Source organism: Variovorax sp. HJSM1_2, from assembly GCF_049316285.1.
Lineage (GTDB): Bacteria > Pseudomonadota > Gammaproteobacteria > Burkholderiales > Burkholderiaceae_C > Rhodoferax_B.
This window is the reverse complement of sequence record NZ_JBMOXA010000002.1, coordinates 249,085-267,532: the sequence shown is the minus strand read 5'-3', so window position 1 is coordinate 267,532 and position 18,448 is coordinate 249,085. Positions and strand designations below refer to the sequence as shown.

The 18,448-nt window shown below is 61.2% G+C and carries 18 protein-coding genes; all 18 read right to left on the bottom strand.

The window, feature by feature from the left end; translation table 11 throughout:
* Nucleotides 1-202: 202 nt before the first annotated feature.
* Nucleotides 203-1,435, bottom strand: a complete 1,233-nt coding sequence (locus ACFQ95_RS03730) for a PLP-dependent transferase (RefSeq protein WP_422829453.1) — start codon at nt 1,433-1,435, stop codon at nt 203-205.
* Nucleotides 1,436-1,562: 127 nt separating this feature from the next.
* The gene (locus ACFQ95_RS03725; protein ID WP_422829452.1) at nt 1,563-2,087 is read right to left on the bottom strand and encodes a phosphoribosyltransferase; all 525 of its coding nucleotides are present in this window, start codon (nt 2,085-2,087) and stop codon (nt 1,563-1,565) included.
* A 127-nt stretch (nt 2,088-2,214) separates the two neighbouring features.
* Nucleotides 2,215-3,558 (bottom strand): adenylosuccinate synthase, encoded by a 1,344-nt coding sequence (locus ACFQ95_RS03720; RefSeq protein ID WP_422829451.1) that lies wholly within the window; start codon nt 3,556-3,558, stop codon nt 2,215-2,217.
* 14 nt (nt 3,559-3,572) lie between these two features.
* A complete protein-coding gene (locus tag ACFQ95_RS03715) occupies nt 3,573-4,721 on the bottom strand; it encodes an ATP phosphoribosyltransferase regulatory subunit (RefSeq protein ID WP_422829450.1) in 1,149 nt (382 codons plus the stop codon).
* Nucleotides 4,722-4,866: 145 nt separating this feature from the next.
* Nucleotides 4,867-5,052 (bottom strand): DUF2065 family protein, encoded by a 186-nt coding sequence (locus ACFQ95_RS03710; protein ID WP_422829449.1) that lies wholly within the window; start codon nt 5,050-5,052, stop codon nt 4,867-4,869.
* A gap of 15 nt (nt 5,053-5,067) precedes the next feature.
* Nucleotides 5,068-5,964: a protease modulator HflC gene (hflC, locus tag ACFQ95_RS03705; protein ID WP_422829448.1), complete on the bottom strand. Its 897-nt coding sequence runs from the start codon at nt 5,962-5,964 to the stop codon at nt 5,068-5,070.
* Nucleotides 5,965-5,973: 9 nt separating this feature from the next.
* On the bottom strand, nt 5,974-7,368 hold the full coding sequence (gene hflK / locus ACFQ95_RS03700; protein WP_422829447.1) for an FtsH protease activity modulator HflK: 1,395 nt from the start codon (nt 7,366-7,368) through the stop codon (nt 5,974-5,976).
* Nucleotides 7,369-7,391: 23 nt separating this feature from the next.
* Nucleotides 7,392-8,570, bottom strand: coding sequence for a GTPase HflX (gene hflX, locus ACFQ95_RS03695; protein WP_422829446.1), 1,179 nt, complete (start codon nt 8,568-8,570; stop codon nt 7,392-7,394).
* A gap of 80 nt (nt 8,571-8,650) precedes the next feature.
* Nucleotides 8,651-8,902: an RNA chaperone Hfq gene (gene hfq / locus ACFQ95_RS03690; protein ID WP_422829445.1), complete on the bottom strand. Its 252-nt coding sequence runs from the start codon at nt 8,900-8,902 to the stop codon at nt 8,651-8,653.
* Between the two features lie 146 nt (nt 8,903-9,048).
* Entirely contained in the window at nt 9,049-10,389 is a 1,341-nt protein-coding gene (gene der / locus ACFQ95_RS03685) for a ribosome biogenesis GTPase Der (RefSeq protein WP_422829444.1), read from the bottom strand.
* An 18-nt stretch (nt 10,390-10,407) separates the two neighbouring features.
* Nucleotides 10,408-11,541 carry an outer membrane protein assembly factor BamB gene (gene bamB / locus ACFQ95_RS03680; protein ID WP_422829443.1) on the bottom strand — a complete coding sequence of 378 codons (1,134 nt, stop codon included), beginning with the start codon at nt 11,539-11,541 and terminating at the stop codon, nt 10,408-10,410.
* Nucleotides 11,541-12,215: a YfgM family protein gene (locus ACFQ95_RS03675; RefSeq protein WP_422829442.1), complete on the bottom strand. Its 675-nt coding sequence runs from the start codon at nt 12,213-12,215 to the stop codon at nt 11,541-11,543. Before ACFQ95_RS03675 ends, bamB begins: the two co-directional genes overlap by 1 nt.
* A 12-nt stretch (nt 12,216-12,227) precedes the next feature.
* Nucleotides 12,228-13,517 carry a histidine--tRNA ligase gene (gene hisS / locus ACFQ95_RS03670; RefSeq protein ID WP_422829441.1) on the bottom strand — a complete coding sequence of 430 codons (1,290 nt, stop codon included), beginning with the start codon at nt 13,515-13,517 and terminating at the stop codon, nt 12,228-12,230.
* Nucleotides 13,518-13,621: 104 nt separating this feature from the next.
* Nucleotides 13,622-14,905: a flavodoxin-dependent (E)-4-hydroxy-3-methylbut-2-enyl-diphosphate synthase gene (gene ispG / locus ACFQ95_RS03665; protein ID WP_422829440.1), complete on the bottom strand. Its 1,284-nt coding sequence runs from the start codon at nt 14,903-14,905 to the stop codon at nt 13,622-13,624.
* A complete protein-coding gene (locus ACFQ95_RS03660) occupies nt 14,906-15,862 on the bottom strand; it encodes a helix-turn-helix domain-containing protein (RefSeq protein WP_422829439.1) in 957 nt (318 codons plus the stop codon). It lies immediately after the preceding gene.
* Nucleotides 15,855-16,712: a type IV pilus biogenesis/stability protein PilW gene (pilW, locus tag ACFQ95_RS03655; protein WP_422829438.1), complete on the bottom strand. Its 858-nt coding sequence runs from the start codon at nt 16,710-16,712 to the stop codon at nt 15,855-15,857. The genes ACFQ95_RS03660 and pilW overlap by 8 nt, the downstream gene beginning before the upstream one ends.
* Nucleotides 16,713-16,726: 14 nt before the next feature.
* A complete protein-coding gene (gene rlmN, locus ACFQ95_RS03650; protein ID WP_422829437.1) occupies nt 16,727-17,875 on the bottom strand; it encodes a 23S rRNA (adenine(2503)-C(2))-methyltransferase RlmN in 1,149 nt (382 codons plus the stop codon).
* Nucleotides 17,876-17,902: 27 nt separating this feature from the next.
* The gene (gene ndk, locus ACFQ95_RS03645) at nt 17,903-18,328 is read right to left on the bottom strand and encodes a nucleoside-diphosphate kinase (RefSeq protein WP_422829436.1); all 426 of its coding nucleotides are present in this window, start codon (nt 18,326-18,328) and stop codon (nt 17,903-17,905) included.
* Nucleotides 18,329-18,448 lie beyond the last annotated feature (120 nt).

Here is an 18,448-nt window from a genome sequence, read left to right as displayed (position 1 = left end):
ATGGATTCGCCAGCCGCTAGCGGCCACCACCCTATCATCGGGCTTTGTGACCACCTCGCGGCCTTCGCTAGGCGAAGAATTGACGATTAGAGACCGGACACGTCGCCAGAGTAGCGCATCACGCCACGGCTGCCAACAGGGGCCCGAGCGTGTCCAGCAAAAAGTCCTTGCGGGCGCCGGTCGGCGCCCCAGGGCAAAAGAATCAGGAATGCAGTTTTTGCAGCGCTTGCTGCAGGTCGGCCTGCAGGTCGGCCGCCGACTCCAGGCCAGCCGAAAACCGCACCAGTGTGCCTTTGGCCAGCCAGGCCGGCCAGGTGGTGCGCATCTCGGCCAATTCGTAGGGCACGACCAGGCTCATGGGACCGCCCCAGCTGTAGCCAATTTTGAAAAGCTTGAGCGCGTCGCAGAACGCATCAACCTGCGCCGAGGTATGCCTCGGGTCGATCAGCACGCTGAACAGGCCAGCGGCGTTGCCTGGGCCGGCCGCAGCAACGTCGTCCACACCGCGGGCGCAGAGTGTTTTCCAGTGGGCGTGGCCAGGCGAGTTGGGCAACGCCGGGTGCAGCACCTGCACAAACTCGGGCTGCTGCAGCGCCCAATGCGCCAGCTTGCGCGCGGTGGCGTCGTGCGCCTGGTAACGCAATGCGATGCTGGGCAGCGAGCGCAGCACAAACTCCACGTCGTTCACACCCACGCCAATGCCCAGGCGCATGTGCGCCAGCTTCAGCCGCATGTGCAAGCCAGCGTCACGCGTGATGATGCTGCCCATCAACACGTCGCCACCGCCGCTGGGGTATTTGGTGAGGGCATGCACGGAAATGTCGACACCCAGGGTCTCGCCGCTGCCGGGCAGCAGGTCAAACGGCTGGAACGCCAGGCCGGCGCCCCAGGTGTTGTCGAGTGCGTTGGTCACGCCGCGCGATTTGCACACACGCACCAGCGCTGGCAGGTCGGGGAATTCGAGCGTGACGGAGCCCGCAGCCTCCAACCAGACGAGGCGGGTTTTGTCGCTGATCTTGGCGGCCAGATCGGCCGGATCCATGGGGTTGTAGTACAGCGTGGTGATGCCCCAATGGCGCAATTCACCTTCGGACAAGGTCTTGTTCGGGCCGTAGGCGTTGTCGGGGATCAGCAGTTCGTCGCCGGTGTGCAGCAATCCAAGCGAGACGATGGCGATGGCCGCCAAGCCGCTGGGTGCCAACAGGCATTGTGTGCCGCCCTCAAGGGCGCACAGGCGCTCTTCGAGGATAAAGCTGGTAGGAGTGCCGTGCAGGCCGTAGGTGTAGCCTGATTTGTCTTTCCACTCGCGCTCGCGCATGGCGGCCACGTTGGGGAAGATGACCGTGGAGGCCTTGAACACGCCCGGCTGCGGGGCGGCAAAGCTGTCCGGCGGGGTGTAGGGGTGGTGGATGAGTTCGGTCGAAATGCTGGCCATGGTCTAACACGTTGAATGACGTCAAACAGGCACTGCATGTGCGGCTTGGAACCGACCGCAACACCCTCCTCCACCTTTTGTGGGCCCGGCGCGATCAAACGGCGCCGGGTCGGTTGGGGTCAACCGATCAAAGTTTCCACTTTTCCAGCAGTTGCGCTGGGCGCAGGGCATCGTAGCCTTCAAAAGGCTGGTGGATCCACGGATTGGTGGGCAAAAATTCGACCGAGTAGTCGGGCGTGAAGGTCGACACACCCTTGGTCCAGATCACCGCGCTGCGCAACTCGCTGATGGGCGGGTAGTTGGTCTTGAGCTGGTTGATCACGGCGTTGAGCGTGACGCCGGTGTCGGCCAGGTCGTCCACCAGCAGCACCTTGCCCGCAATCTCGCCCTTGGGCGTGGTGATGAAGCGCGCGATGTCGAGCGAACCTTGGCGCATGCCGGCCTCGGCACGGTAGGAGCTGGTCGACATGATGGCCAAAGGTTTGTCGAAAATGCGCGAGAGGATGTCGCCAGGACGCAAGCCACCACGTGCCAAGCACAGGATGTTGTCGAACTCCCAACCCGACTGGTGCACCTTGAGCGCCAGTTTTTCAATGAGGTTGTGGTATTCGTCGTAGCTCACATACAAGTGTTTGCCGTCTTCGGTCAGCATGGCTGGGCCTTATCTTTCGCGGGGATGGATTAAAAGCCGCTGCACACACCGGCCCGGATCACTCCCAAATTGAGAGCTGTCTCCGTAGCATTGGCGTGCATCAGAAGCATGTTTTCTTTAAGCTGAATCAAGCAGCCTGGTAAGGGTGCTGCATCATGATGGTGTGGTCGCGGTCTGGGCTGGTGGAGACCATGGCGATTGGCACGCCGGTCACTTCTTCTATGCGCTCCAGGTAACGACGCGCATTTTGCGGCAGTTTGGCGTACTCGGTCACACCCACGGTGGAGTCGGTCCAGCCGGCGATGGTTTCATACACCGGTTCGCAACGCGCAATGTCGTCCGCACCCATGGGCAGGATGTCAATCAGTTCACCATCGAGTTTGTAGCCGGTGCACAGCTTGAGTTCATCCAGGCCGTCGAGCACGTCGAGCTTGGTGATACACAGGCCGGTCAAACCGTTGACTTGTGCGCTGCGCTTGAGCAGGGCCGCATCGAACCAGCCGCAACGGCGGCTACGGCCGGTGGTCACGCCCTTCTCGGCGCCCACCGTGCTCATGTGGTAGCCGGGGGTGCCTGGCTTTTCCCATTCGAGTTCGGTGGGGAACGGGCCGCCACCCACGCGGGTGCAGTAGGCCTTGGTGATGCCCAACACATAGTGCAGCAAGCTTGGGCCCACGCCAGAACCGGCGGCGGCGTTGCCGGCCACGCAGTTGCTGGACGTCACATACGGGTAGGTGCCGTGGTCCACGTCGAGCAGCGTGCCTTGTGCGCCTTCGAACAGCAGGTTGGCGCCGGCCTTGTGGGCTTCGTTGAGTTCACGCGAAACGTCGGCCATCATGGGTTTGAGCAACTCGGCGTGGCGCATGGCCTCCGAATAGACGGTGTCGAAGTCTATGGGCGACGCGTGCAGGAACTGCGTCAGCACGAAGTTGTGCAGGTCCAGCAGTTCGCGCAGCTTGGTGGCGAAGCGCTCGGGGTACTTCAAGTCCTGCACACGCAGGGCGCGGCGCGCAATCTTGTCTTCGTAGGCTGGGCCAATGCCACGGCCGGTGGTGCCGATTTTCTCGGTGCCGCACTTTTCACGGGCTTGTTCGCGGGCGATGTCCACGGCGGCGTGGAACGGCAGGATCAATGGGCAGGCTTCGCTGATGCGCAGGCGCGAACGCACTTCGACACCGGCCTTTTCCAGGCCTTCGATTTCTTCAAACAGCTTGGCCGCCGACAACACCACACCGTTGCCGATGTAGCACTTCACGCCGGGGCGCATGATGCCGCTGGGGATCAAGTGCAAGGCGGTCTTGACGCCGTTGATCACCAGCGTATGGCCGGCGTTGTGGCCGCCCTGGAAGCGCACCACGCCTTGCGCGGACTCGGTCAGCCAGTCGACCAGCTTGCCCTTGCCTTCATCGCCCCATTGGGTGCCCACGACGACGACGTTGCGGCCAGGAACCAGTTTGTTGGAAGTATTCATGATGTCTAGAGTTCTCAAATAACTTGCACAGTCCATTGGCCAGCCGCTTGCAGGAGCACGCGGTCGCAATGGAATTCGTCGATTTCACTTTCGTGGCCTGGCAACACGCAGACCACGGTTTCGCCGCTACGGCGCAGTTCGGCGATGGCCGCGCGCAGTTCGACTGCGTCACCCCATGGCGCACGAATGGCCGCGCGCAGCGGGCGCGGGCCCACGGCAGCAACCAGTTGCTTGATGTCCAGGCTGAAGCCCACGGCCGGGCGGTTGCGCCCAAACACGGCCCCCACCTCGTCGTAACGGCCACCACGCAACAATGCATCACCCGCGCCTTCGGCGTAGACCGCGAAACGCGCGCCGCTGTAGTAGGCGTAACCGCGTTGATCGGCCAGATCGTAGCCCACGGTCACGCCGCTGAGCTGTTCACCCAGGCGCTGCAGATCAGCCAGAGCGGCGCGGATTTGTGGATGGTCGGGCAGCAGCTTGCGCGCCTCGGCCAACACACTCACGTCGCCGTACAGGCGCACCAAAGCCTGCAGGCCCTGGCGCACGGCCGCGGGGAAATCAACCGAGATCTCGGCCAGAGTGCTGGCATCTTTGGCCGCCAGGGCGGCATTCAACTGGGCCAGCACAGGTGCGGACAGCGTCAGGCCGTCCAACAGGCCGCGCACGATACGGGCATCGCCCATGTCGACACGCATGCCTTGCACCTTGGCCGCACGCAGGCAGTCAAGTGCCAGCTGCAGAATTTCCTGGTCGGCTTCCAGGCCGGCATGACCATAGATCTCTGCACCGAATTGCAGCGGTTCACGTGTGGCTTGGGGACGGTCCGGGCGCGCATGCAGCACCGGGCCACAGTAGCAAAGACGTGCCACACCCTGGCGGTTGAGCAAGTGGGCGTCGATACGGGCCACCTGGGGCGTGGAGTCGGCACGCAGGCCGAGCATACGGCCCGAAAGCTGATCAACCAGCTTGAAGGTTTGCAAATCCAGCGCCTCGCCAGTCCCGGTCAACAGGGATTCGAGGTGCTCCAGCAGCGGAGGCATGACAAGCTCATAGCCATAACCACGTGCGGTGTCGAGCAGCTCGCGACGCAGTTCTTCGATGTGACGGGCCTCGGACGGCAGTACATCGGCAATGTGATCCGGCAGGACCCAAGCGGACATGGAATTTCGGGAGACTGTTAAAAACGAGATTGTACCGAGCTTGGCGAACCCCGCTGTTTTGGGGGCTTAGAACGCGTTCAGGCCATGCCGGTGGCGACATGAAACTGGGCCCAGCAGGGCCCAGTTTCTAGGGGATTTTAGAGCTTCAGGACGAGAGCCAAAGCACCAGCAAACCGATCAACACACTGGCGCAACCAAAGAAACGAATCTGCCCGTTATGCAACTGCAGCAGTTGCTCAAACATATTGCGCCAGCGCTGCGGGGCCACCAGCGGCAGCAGCCCCTCCAGCACCAAGAGCAAACCTAGCGCGGACAGAAAGGTTTCAAGCAAGATTTCAGCGACAGCTTACTTGCCAGATGGCGCGCCAGTGTTGCCACGCAAGTTCTTGAAGAACTCGGACGACGAATCGACCACAACAACATCACTCTTCTTGTTGAACGTCGCCTTGTAGGCGTCTAGGCTGCGGTAGAACTGCGCAAACTGCGCGTCGCGGCCAAAGGCATCGGCATACAGGCGCGAAGCTTCGGCGTCGCCCTCACCCTTGATCTTTTGCGCGTCGCGGTAGGCGTTGGCAATGGTCACTTCGCGTTGACGATCGGCATCGGCGCGGATTTTTTCTCCCTCGGCAGCGCCAGTGGAACGCAATTCGTTGGCCACGCGTTTGCGTTCGGCCTCCATACGGCGGTAGACCGATTCGGTGATCGACTCCACATAGTCGACACGCGTGATCCGCACGTCGACCACGTCCACACCCCAAGGCTTGGCGCCACCACGCACAGCCTCCAGCACTTCGCGCTTCACATCTGCCATCAGCGCTTCACGCTTGGTGGACAACAGGTCGCGCACGGTGCGGCGGTTGATTTCTTCCTGGAACGCGTTGCGCACCACACGGTTCAACTGGTTGGCACCGGCTTGTTCGTCCAGGCCGACGTTACGGATGTATTCGGACGGCTCGGTGACGCGCCAGCGCACATACCAGTCGATCACCACACGTTGCTTTTCAGCAGTCAACATGGGTTCGGCATCGGTGCTGTCCAGCGTCAACAAGCGCTTGTCGAGGTAGGTGACGTTCTGGAACGGCGGCGGCAACTTGAAGTTCAAACCGGGTTCGGTAATCACCTCTTTAATTTGCCCCAGGGCATAGACAACGCCGAACTGGCGTTGGTCGACCACAAACAGGGTGGAACTCAACAGTGCCAGCAGCACCAACAGGGAAGATGCAATAAAACCAATTCGATTCACAGAATTCTCCTAGCGCACATCGCGGTCACGCGAACGGGCGTTGTCACGCACACGCGCATCGTTGCTAATCGCTGGCAAGGCGCTTGCCGGCACAGCCGCAGGTTGACTCGACGCCGAGCCGTCCACGGTGGCGGCTGCGCCCTGCTGCGCCGATTGCTGCATGATTTTGTCTAGCGGCAAATACAGCAGATTCGAGCCTTGACGCGAATCCACCAGCACCTTTGTGACGTTGGTATAGACCTGCTGCATGGCGTCGACATACATGCGGTCTCGCGTGACCTGTGGCGCCTTCTGGTACTCGGCCAGCACCGAGCGGAAGCGCTGGCTGTCACCCTCGGCCTGGGCCACGATACGCGCCTTGTAGGCTGCTGCCTCTTCCTTCAAACGTGCGGCGGAACCCACGGCACGCGGAATCACGTCGTTGGCGTAGGCCTCGGCTTCGTTCTTGGCGCGTTCGCGCTCCTGACCGGCCTTGAGCACATCGTCGAATGCGGCCTGCACCTGCTCGGGCGGGCGCACACCACTTTGCTGCAGATTGATGCCAACCACTTCCACACCGACCTTGTAGCGATCGAGTATGGTTTGCATCAGAGTGCGCACACGCGGGGCGATCTGGTCGCGCTCTTCGGCCAGAGCCGAGTCCATGCGCATCTTGCCAACCACTTCACGCACGGCGGTTTCAGCGGCTTGCACCACCGCACCGGTCGGGTCTTTGCTCTCGAACAGGTAAGCACGAGCGTCGTTCAGGCGGTACTGCACAGCGAAGCGGATTTCGACGATGTTTTCGTCTTCGGTCAGCATGGCCGAGTCGCGCAGGCCGGTGGCCTTGATGATGGAATCGCGGCCCACATCGACGGAACGGATCTGCGTCACAAACACCAGCTCGTGGCGCTGGATCGGGTATGGCAGGCGCCAGTTGAAGCCCGCGCCTACCGTGGAGTTGTACTTGCCGAATTGCGTGATCACGGCCTGCTGGCCTTCTTGCACGATGAAGAAGCCGGTACCCAGCCAGATCAACACCAGTACGCCACCGATCAATCCCAAGCCTACGCCGGTGCTCTTCATGTCGGGCTGGTAATTACCGCCTCCGCCACCACCGGTGTTGCCACCACCCGCACCACGTGTACCGCCAAACAAACCACCCAGTTTGCGGTTGAAATCACGCCAGAGTTCTTCCAGATCTGGGGGGCCTTGGTTGGGCCTGTTGCCGCCGTTGCCGTTTTGGCCACTTTGACGCGGCGGCTGGTTGCGTGGGGGCTCGGGACGGCGATCACCATCGTTGCCATCGCCGTCTTGGCTGGACTTGTCGTCACCTCGCCCCCAACGGGGATCGTTCAGGTTGAACATGCCTCGAATCCGTCCGGCGAGAACGTCCAGGCTGAAGGGCCGCAGATGGAGGTTCATTCGTTCAAGTCTCTTGGTTAGCATTATTCGATTGTGCCCAAACGGACATCGGCCTCAATGATTTCAGGGGATTCATTCAGTGCAGCTTTGGCCATTTCGGCCAATTGCAATCGTAGCGCCGGTAAACCAGTGCCTTTTTGTGCGCTGACAAAAATGCGCGGCACCTGCAGGCCATCGACTTCCATGGTGTCCTGCAGTTGGAGCGGCTGACGCTCTGCATCCATCATGTCGAGCTTGTTGAAGACCAGCAGTTGCGGCACATCGGCGGCGCCGATTTCGCGCAGCACATTCTGGACCTCAGCCATCTGCTCGGGGAAATTGGGATTGGACGCATCAACCACGTGCAGCAGCAGATCGGCATCGGCTGCTTCCTGCAGCGTGGCACGGAACGCATCGATCAAGCCGTGTGGCAAGTCGCGGATAAAACCCACGGTGTCGGACAGGGAAACCGAACGCCCGGCCTCGCCCAGGTACAGCTGGCGCGTGGTGGTGTCGAGCGTGGCGAACAATTGGTCAGCGGCATATGCCCGCGCTTTCACCAAGGCGTTGAACAGCGTGGACTTGCCCGCGTTGGTATAGCCTACCAGTGAGATGGTGTAGGTGTCGCGCCGGTTGCGTTGACGCCGCTGGGTACTGCGCTGGCGCACGACCTTCTGCAAACGCTCCTTGGTGCGCTTGATGGACTCACCCAGCATGCGCCTATCCAGCTCAATCTGCTTTTCACCCGGACCGCCGCGCATGCCGATGCCGCCGCTTTGCCGCTCCAAGTGCGACCAGCGGCGCACGAGGCGCGTGGTGAGGTATTGCAGGCGAGCCAACTCCACTTGCAACTTGCCTTCGTGGCTACGGGCGCGCTGGGCAAAAATGGTCAGGATCAGCAGTGTGCGGTCGTTGACCGGCAACTCCATGTGCCGCTCCAGATTGCGCTGCTGCGCAGGACTCAGGCTCTGGTCAAACAAAACTTCGGTAGCGCCATGCATTTGCGCCAGAAGTTTGATTTCGTCTGCTTTGCCACTGCCAATAAAAAGTGCCGCGTCAGGTGCGCGGCGTTTGCAAGTGATGCGGGCTGCCACTTGCATGCCTGCGGTCTGGGCCAGAAGGCCCAATTCCTCAAGCTCCTGGTCAAAATGGGGCAGGCCCAGATCAACACCGACCAAAATGGCAAGTGTTTGATGCTGAGCCGGCGAATCGATAGAACTCAAGTCAGCGGTGCGCTCGTAATGTGAGAAAACTGGAATCGAACACCCCCGGCCGTTGGCTTGGCGCCGAGGGTTGAACGGGATCAGTTGGCTGCGTCTGCTGCGCCTTCTTCAGCCGCAGTGAAATTCACGGCGCGGCCTGGAACAATGGTCGAGATGGCGTGTTTGTACACCATCTGCGTCACTGTGTTGCGCAACAGCACAACGTATTGATCAAAAGACTCAATTTGGCCCTGGAGCTTGATGCCGTTGACGAGGTAAATCGACACTGGCACATGCTCGCGACGCAGGGTATTGAGAAATGGGTCTTGTAAAAGCTGCCCTTTGTTGCTCACGATATTCTCCGTGTTTAAGAAATGATTAGAGAGGACTAGACATTACCACAGCGTTATCGAAACATACCGCACTGCAACAATGTCCACATGATATTTATTGAGACTGTATCGCAACAACAGCTGCAGCCCCAAGCCAGGCCGAGCGCTTACTTTTCTTTATCGGCGTAAGGATTGGCCGAGGTTTTCATTTCGATGCGCAAGGGTGTGCCCACCAAATTGAACTCCTTACGGAAGCGCCCTTCCAGGAAGCGCTTGTAGGCCTCGGTCACGTGCTCCAGCGAATTGCCGTGGATCACGATCACCGGCGGGTTCATGCCGCCCTGGTGCGCGTAGCGCAGCTTGGGACGGTACATGCCGGTCTTCTTCGGGGTCTGAAACTGCACGGCTTCCAGCAACAGCCGCGTCAGCACCGGTGTCGACATCTTGCACATGGCCGCCTTGTGCGCCTGCAGGATCGACGTCCACAACGGGCCCAAGCCCTGGCGCTTGTGAGCCGAGATGAAATGCAGCGAGGCAAACTTCAAAAAGCCCAGACGGGTTTCGATCGAGCGCTGCACCAATTCGCGCTGGTAGCTGTCGACCGCATCCCATTTGTTGATGGCCAGCACCACGGCGCGGCCACTTTCCAGGATATAGCCAGCGATGTGGGCGTCCTGGTCGGTGACACCTTGCGTGGCATCGATCAAGAGCAGCACCACGTTGCAGGTTTCAATCGCCTGCAGCGTCTTCACCACCGAGAACTTCTCGATCGCTTCAAACACCTTGCCACGGCGACGCAGGCCGGCCGTGTCTATCAGTTCAAACTTGTGGCCGTTGCGCTCAAAAGGCACGGTGATGGCGTCCCGCGTGGTACCGGGCATGTCGAAGGCCACCAGGCGTTCTTCACCCAGCCACACGTTGATCAGCGTGGACTTGCCGACGTTCGGCCGCCCAGCCACGGCCAGGCGCGTGACATTGGTGTCGACGGTGTCGTCCTCGTCTTCGGGCTCCTGCAATTGCAGCGCATCAAAGGCTTTTTCGAGCAGACTGCGCATGCCTTGGCCGTGGGCGGCTGAAACCGGCATCACTTCGCCCAGGCCCAACTCGTAGAAGTCAGACAGCTGGTGGCCTTCGGTCATGCCTTCGGCTTTGTTGGCCACCAACAAGGTGGGCTTGCCCAAGCGGCGCAGATAGTTGCCGATGTCGTGGTCCTGCGCGGAGAGACCGCCGCGCGCATCCACCACAAAAATCACCACATCGGCCTCGGCCACGGCTTGGCGCGTTTGCTTGGCCATCTCTTTGTAGATGCCGCTGCTCGCGTCGGGCTCGAAGCCCCCGGTGTCGATGACGATGTATTCGTGTTTGCCCTGACGGCCGTTGCCGTAATGGCGGTCGCGCGTCAGACCGGCGAAGTCGGCGACGATGGCGTCGCGTGATTTCGTCAGGCGGTTAAAAAGCGTGGACTTGCCGACGTTGGGGCGACCGACCAAGGCCAATACTGGTTTCATGAAAATTGTTCCGCCGGGTTATTCCGGCTGGAAGCCATAAATGCTGCCTTTGCGCGTCACCACCACCACGGTGTTGCCGGCCAAGACAGGTGCTGTTTCGATGGCAGAGCCATCGGTCGAAATGCGGTTCAGCGCAGAGCCATCTTCCCGCGACATGAAGTGCACCAAGCCGGTGTTGTCGCCGACCACCACGGTGCGGCCAATGGCCAACGGGGCACTCAGACCACGGTAACGCAGGCGGTCGATGGACCAGTCGCGCTCGCCATTGCTGCGCTTGAACGCCACCACCTGGCCGTCGTTCTCAACGCTGAAGACGCTTGTGTCGTTGCCCGACACACCGGTGGCGCCCACCGAAGGCTTGCTCCATTGCAGCATACCGTTGACGGCGTTCACGCAGCCCAGGGAAGACTGGAACGCGCGCACACACACCACATCGCCCACGCGGTTCGCCGGGCCGACCAGATCCACCAGACGCTCCACGTCGTTGGTACCACGAGAAGTAGCCACCAATGCATCCCAGCGGGTGCTGCCGTTGAGCGGATTCATGCCAACCAGGCGCCCGGACTGGCCCACGACCAGCGTATCGCCAACCGGCAACAACACGCCGCCTTGCTGCAATATGAGTGGTTCGCCGGGGCGCTGCTGCGCCCAGAGGCGCTGCCCGGTGGCTCCATCGAAGGCACTGACCGAACGGTCTGCAGCCAACAGGAACACACGTCCGCCAGCGACCAGCGGGGCGGTATACGCCAAAGCATCGGTCTTCTTGCGCCACAGTTCGCGACCGGACTCAAAGGCGATCAGCTCATTGTTTTGCGTTACCACCGCAGCGGTTTTGCCGTCGCTGCCGACACCGGCAGCCAGCTTGGCACCAACCGACACGCGCCAAAGTTGCGCCCCGGTCGTGCCGTCCAACGCGGTCAAGGTGCCATCGGTGCTGGCCAGGGTGAGGGTATTGCCCTGCACATTAACCGTCAACGGGAAGCCCACCTCGCCCACCTTGGCGGTCCAGGCCTGGCGCACACCCATCAAGGCCACATTGGCCGGCAGGTCGGCCGGTTTGGGCTTGTTACCGCTGGCACAGGCCGCCAAAAACGCCACCAGGCCTATCGTGGCCAGCCCGCGTGCAACTTGTTTCAGATGCAGTTTCGGCATTACTTCTTCACCTCCACCGAAACCACGGGTACACGCGGGTCAACGCCCAGCGCGTTTAGCTTGACCTCGACCAGGCGGCGGTAGTCGTCTGTGTCTTGCATGCCTTCGTAGGCCTTTTTATAAGCGGCGACGGCTTCCGCGGTTTTACCCTGGGCCGAGAGCAGGTCGCCCTGGCGGTCGGCCACCAGTGGGGCGTACTGCGCAGGCACGGACTCAGCTAACACCTTGGCGGCTTCGTCATAGGCCTTGGATTGGATCAGCACACCCGCCAGGCGCAAACGCGCTACAGCCTTGTAACCGTCGTCAGAGGCTTTTTCACTCACCCAGGTGAGCGCCGCCTTGGCGGCATCGGCATTGCCTTTTTCAAACATCACCTTGCCCGTGACCAAACCAGCCTGGCCAGCAAACGCGGTGCTGCCAAACTTGTCTTTCATGTCACCAAAGGCACGCTCCAGCTTGGCCGTGTCGCCAGCACCAGCGGCACGGGCCACTTCGTCATAGAGCGCAGCGGCTTGGGCAGATTGCTTGCGTTCCCAGTAGTTGTAGAAATTCCAGCTGGCATAACCCGCCATCGCCACGATCAAGATCCAGGTGATGAGGTTGCCGTATTGCTTCCAGAAGTGCTTGAGTTGGTCAAGCTGCTCTTGTTCTTCAAGGTCGAGATGAGTTGCCATGGGTGTCCAAAGTCAAGCGGCTGATTGTAGGGTCTGCAACCATTGGTCGATATTGGCCAGTGGTTCAGTGCGTTGGGCGCCTGTGCCGTCGCGCAGCGACTTCACCGTCACCTCACCGCGCGCCAGCTCGTCAGCACCAAAAATCAAGGCGAAGAGTGCACCACTGGCGTCGGCTTTTTTGAACTGCGATTTGAAACTGCCCAGACCGTCGGCCGTGGAGGCATGCATCTGGGCACGCACACCGGCGGCACGCAGTTGCTGCAAGGTACGCAACACCACAGGCATGGCAGCCGCATCCGGCACCACGGCGTAAACCTCGGGCACGGGATTGGGCAAGTCCGTGCCCTGCTCTTTCAGCAGTTCCAACACCCGCTCGACGCCTATCGCCCAGCCCACGGCAGGGGCGGCCTTGCCGCCGATTTGTGCAATCAGGTCGTCGTAACGGCCACCTGCACATACCGTGCCTTGCGAGCCCAGGCGGTCGGTGACGAACTCGAACACCGTCAGGTTGTAATAGTCCAGCCCGCGCACCAAACGCGGATTGATGGTGTAGCTGATGCCGTTGGCGTCCAACATGGCGCGCAGCGCATTGAAGTGCGCCAGCGAAGCCTCCCCCAGGAAATCCATCAGCTTGGGCGCGGACTCCACCACTTCTTTCATGGCGGGGTTTTTCGTGTCCAGAATACGCAGCGGGTTGCTGTGCAGGCGGCGCTTGCCGTCTTCGTCGAGCTTGTCAGCGTGTTGCTCAAAATGCTTGATCAGTTCGACGCGGTGCGCGGCGCGCTCGGCCGGTTGGCCCAGGCTGTTGAGTTCCAGGCGCACGTCAGTCAAACCTATGGCTTTCCACAAGGATGTGGCCAGCAAGATCAGCTCGGCGTCGACCTCTGGACCGGCAAAACCCAGCGCTTCGGCACCGATCTGGTGGAACTGGCGGTAGCGGCCGCGCTGGGGCCGCTCGTGGCGGAACATAGGGCCTATGTACCAAAGCCGCTTGCCACCGTCGTACAGCAGCGAATGTTCGGTCACGGCACGCACCACACTGGCGGTGTTTTCCGGGCGCAAGGTCAGGCGTTCACCGTTGAGCTTGTCTTCAAAGGAATACATCTCCTTCTCGACGATATCGGTCACCTCGCCAATGCCGCGCACAAACAGCGCCGTGTGTTCGACGATGGGCGTGCGGATGTTGCGGTAGGCAAAACGCGCCATGGTTTCGCGCACCAGCCCTTCCAGCCATTCCCATCGCGCCGATTCGGCCGGGAGGATGTCGTTCATGCCTTTGACGGCACTGAGTTTTTCAGCCATTTATTCGCTATCCAAATCGCAGCTACTCACGCACTATCCACGTGCGCAAAAGCCATTTCTACTCAAAAAATTGAAACATCGCCAGCGGGCTGGCGCCACACCTGTCAGCCGGCTTGATCAGCCACCGCCACGGCATGGCCGTAACGCTTCTGGATGTAGTTCTCGACGATGACGCGGAATTCCTGGGCAATGTTGTCGCCGCGCAGGGTAACGCTTTTTTCGCCATCGATGTAAACCGGTGCCGCCGGCGCCTCACCCGTCCCGGGCAGGCTGATGCCGATGTCGGCGTGTTTGCTCTCCCCCGGGCCGTTGACGATGCAGCCCATCACGGCCACCTTCATCTTCTCTACACCCGGGTACTGTTCGCGCCAGACCGGCATTTGCGCGCGCAGAAAGTCGTCGATCTGTTTGGTCAGCTCCTGGAAGGTGGTGCTGGTGGTGCGGCCACAGCCAGGGCAAGCCGTGACGCTGGGCACAAAACTGCGCAAACCAAGTGACTGCAGAATTTCCGAGGCGATGACCACCTCTTGTGTACGCGCCTCGCCCGGCTGGGGCGTGAGCGAAACACGAATGGTGTCGCCAATACCGTCCTGCAGCAACACGGCCAAGGCAGCAGCCGACGCCACCGTGCCCTTGGTGCCCATGCCGGCTTCGGTCAAGCCCAAGTGCAGCGCATAGCGGCAGCGCTCGCTCAGCGCGCGGTACACGGCGATCAAATCCTGCACACCACTGACCTTGCACGACAAGATGATCTGGTTGGCTGCCAAGCCGATTTCTTCGGCGCGTTTGGCCGATTCAATCGCCGAGGTGATCAGCGCCTGGTACATCACCGACTTGGCATCCCAGGGCTGGGCGCGGCGGCTGTTTTCGTCCATCAGGCTGGCGAGCAACTCCTGGTCCAGGCTGCCCCAGTTCACGCCAATGCGCACGGCCTTGTCCCAGCGGATGGCGGCCTCGATCATTTGTGAGAACTGGCGGTCGCGTTTGTCACCCTTGCCGACGTTGCCTGGGTTGATGCGGTACTTGGACAAGGCTTCGGCACACGCCGGCACTTCGGTCAGCAGGCGGTGGCCGTTGTAGTGGAAGTCACCGACCAGGGGCACATCGATGCCCATGCGGTCGAGTTGGTCGCGTATGTGTGGCACGGCGGCCGCGGCTTCGGGCGTATTCACCGTCAGACGCACCATCTCCGAGCCGGCCAGCGCCAGTTCTTTCACCTGGATGGCCGTGCCGATCACGTCCACCGTGTCGGTATTGGTCATCGACTGCACACGCACCGGCGCGTCACCGCCCACGGTCACCAAACGCTGACCCCAACGCACCTGGGCCTGCAGCGTTTTACGCGCAGGCGGTGTGATGGGGGCAATAGGGGTATTCAGATCATCCAATTACTTCACCTCGAATCGAGCCACGTTGGTGCGCGCGATGGGGGCCAGATCAAACGCTTGTCCACGCACCTGGACTTGCACGGCATCGGCCGCACCCACCACCACAGCCAGCGGCGCAGCGCCTGCAGCGTGCACGGTTTCACCGGCCTGCAATGTGCGGTTGATGGCGACCACACCCGCCGCATCGGTGACACGCACCCAGGCAGGCGCCTTCGCGCTGATCGTCAACATTTCGCCCCCAGCGGGAACGGCAGGGGCTGCGGCACCCGCCACTGCAGCGGAAGCAGCCGCAGATGGCGCCAGCGCTGCCGAAGCGGCCGGTATCGGCGCAACGGCAGCCGGCGGGGGTAGCAAAGCCGGCACACTGACAGCGGCGGGCGGCTCGGCAACACCCGCAGCACTGGCAGCCGCAGCCGGCGTGACTTCCAGCGTGTTCGACGGCGCGGGCTCACTGGCCGTGGCACTGACCTCTGCATCCTCGCCTTGCAACTGCGGCACAAGCCATAAGGCCGCAGCGCCGATGACCAGCAACAGCACGATCAGGCCCGCAGGATTGCTCAACAAACGACGCAAGGCCGACGGGCCCGTGCCGCCCACGTCGGCCGGACGGAAGGTGGCCTGGACGGCCGGTGGCGTCACGGCCATTGCAGCAGGCGTCTTGCGCGGCAACAAGGCCAAGACCGGCGCGGCATCAACCTTTAGAACCCGACAAATGCTGGACGCCAGGCCGCGCGCAAACACCACATCCAGGAGCTCGCTCAAGCGCCCCGCCTCTAGCGACTCCAAGGTGTGCACCTGCACCTTGAGGGTCACCGCCAAAGCCTCCAGATGCACGCCGGCCGCTTCTCGCGCCTGGCGCAACAGAAAACCCGCCTGCTCGGCTGAGGCCTCAGCCGACTGAGCCGCCCCTGTTGGGCCCACCTCACCATTCGCCGCCAGAACCTCCGGCTCACTCATCAAATGCTCCTCGCGCATAACTGGCCGCCTCTGCCGACTGACCAAAACGTTTCTTTAACTGATCGCCCAACTGGGCCATGGCGTCGCGATTCTCCATCTGCCGCTCCACCTTGATGCCCAGCCACAGAGACTCGGCATTCGCCAGCTCTGAATTATTCAAACGTCGAATATAAAACTGCGCTCGCACCAGGTCGCCGCGCCGGTACAACAGCGCCGCCAGGTTATAGCCCGTAATGGGGTTGCCGGCATTCAACTCATAGGACTTGGCGAGATTGCGCTCGGCCTCGGCATATTGGCCAGCACTTTGCTGGCACAGGCCCAAGGCCATAAAGGTTTTGGCGCGGTCGCCGTAGGCCGGGTTGGCCAGCGCCTGGTTGAAGGCTTGTGCCGCCTCGGAGTAACGACTTTGCTGGCAGAGAAACCAACCGTAGTTGTGCAGCGTATTGGCGTCGCGCGGATTCAGCGCCACAGCGCGGCGGAAGCTATCCTCGGCCAGGCGCGGGTCGTTCATGCGCATGTAGACCAGGCCACGCAGGTTATACGCCTCGGGGAAAGTAGGGTCTATGACCAAAGCCTGCTTGAGCTCATCAAGCGCCACGGTGGTCTGACCATTCTCGAAATAGCCTACCGCCAACTGCAAGCGCACCCGGGCTCGCTTGCGCGAGGCCGGCTCGTCGGACGCTGTGACAACATCGGTACCGGCGCTTTCACTCACCGAAGGCGTAGCGATCGCAGAAGTGCCCGACCCAGCCGTGCTGCCGCTTGCGGCACACCCCGTCAAACCTGTCAGCGCCACCGCGGCGAAAGCCGCCCCCAAAATCCAGGAAAAGATGTCACTCCGGTCCGACATCGGTATACGCATCCTTAAGTCTCCTTGTTCGCAACGGCCTCGACGGGGGTTTGCTTCAGCATGATGGTGCGCTGCTGCGCCATACGGTCAGCCACGCGGGTACGGTCTTTTACGTCACCCGCGAGTTGGCCGCAAGCAGCATCAATATCATCTCCCCGTGTTTTACGCACCGTGGTGATGATGCCGGCGTCGGCCAGCATGCGGGCAAAAGCCGTCACACGGGCTTGCGGCGAGCGGATCAAACCGGACGCGGGGAACGGGTTGAATGGAATCAGGTTGAACTTGCACCACACACCCGCACGCCGGTGCTGCTGCACCAGGGCGATCAATTGCTCGGCGTGTTCTGGCTGGTCGTTCACGCCATCCAACATGCAATATTCAAAGGTGATGAAGTCGCGCGGCGCGTGCTCCAGATATCGATTGCAGGAGTCGAGCAGCTCGGCCAGCGGGTATTTTTTATTTAGCGGAACCAGGTTGTCGCGCAGCGCATCGTTGGGCGCATGCAACGAAACCGCCAGGGCCACGGGGCATTCCAGCGCCAGGCGATCAATCATCGGCACCACACCCGAGGTGGACACCGTGACGCGGCGACGCGACAGGCCGTAGCCGTGGTCGTCCAGCATGGTGCGCAAAGCGGGCACCAGGGCGGAGAAATTCTGCAGAGGTTCACCCATACCCATCATCACCACATTGGAGATGACGCGCTCAGAAGTACCCAGGTGTTTGCGCAGGAAATGCTCGGCATGCCAGAGCTGCGCAATGATTTCGCCCGTGGTCAGATTGCGGCTGAAGCCCTGGTGCCCGGTGGAGCAAAAACGGCAACCCACGGCACAACCAGCCTGCGACGAAATACAAAGTGTTCCGCGGTCGTCTTCGGGAATAAACACCGTTTCAACGGCGTTGCCATCACCCACATCGAACAACCATTTGATGGTGCCATCAGTCGACTCATGCCGGCTGACGACGGGCAAACCCTCGATACGCGCACTGGTGCCGAGCTTGCCGCGAAAACTTTTGGCCAGATCACTCATCTGGTCAAAGTCGGACGCACCGCGCTGGTGGATCCAACGGAACAACTGGGTGGCGCGGAAACGCTTCTCCCCCAGCCGCTCACAAAGTGCGGCCAATCCTTCGAGATCGAGGTCGAGCAGGTTGGCCGTCATGGCATACGCAGGCGATAAGGCCTGGTATTAACGCGAGAAAACGTTCAAACCGGCGAAGAAGAAAGCGATTTCTTGTGCGGCGGTTTCGGCGGCGTCAGAGCCGTGCACGGCGTTGGCGTCGATGCTGTCAGCGAAGTCAGCGCGGATGGTGCCGGCGGCTGCCTTCTTGGGATCGGTGGCGCCCATCAGGTCACGGTTCTTCAGGATGGCGTTTTCGCCTTCCAGGGCCTGGATCATCACCGGGCCGGAGACCATGAAGTCCACCAGATCCTTGAAGAAAGGACGCTCTTTGTGCACAGCGTAGAAAGCTTCGGCTTCGCCGCGCGACAGGTGGGCCATGCGAGCAGCCACGACCTTCAGGCCAGCAGCTTCAAAGCGTGCATAGATTTGGCCAATCACGTTCTTGGCAACTGCGTCGGGCTTGATGATGGAGAGGGTACGTTCGATGGCCATGGTTTTAATCCTGAGCTAGAGTTTTATTGAATTTTTGCCAATACAGCAAAGCCCAGTAGTTTAACCGGACAAGGCTACACCACTGTGGCAATGCACATGAGAAACACCAACGCAATAGGG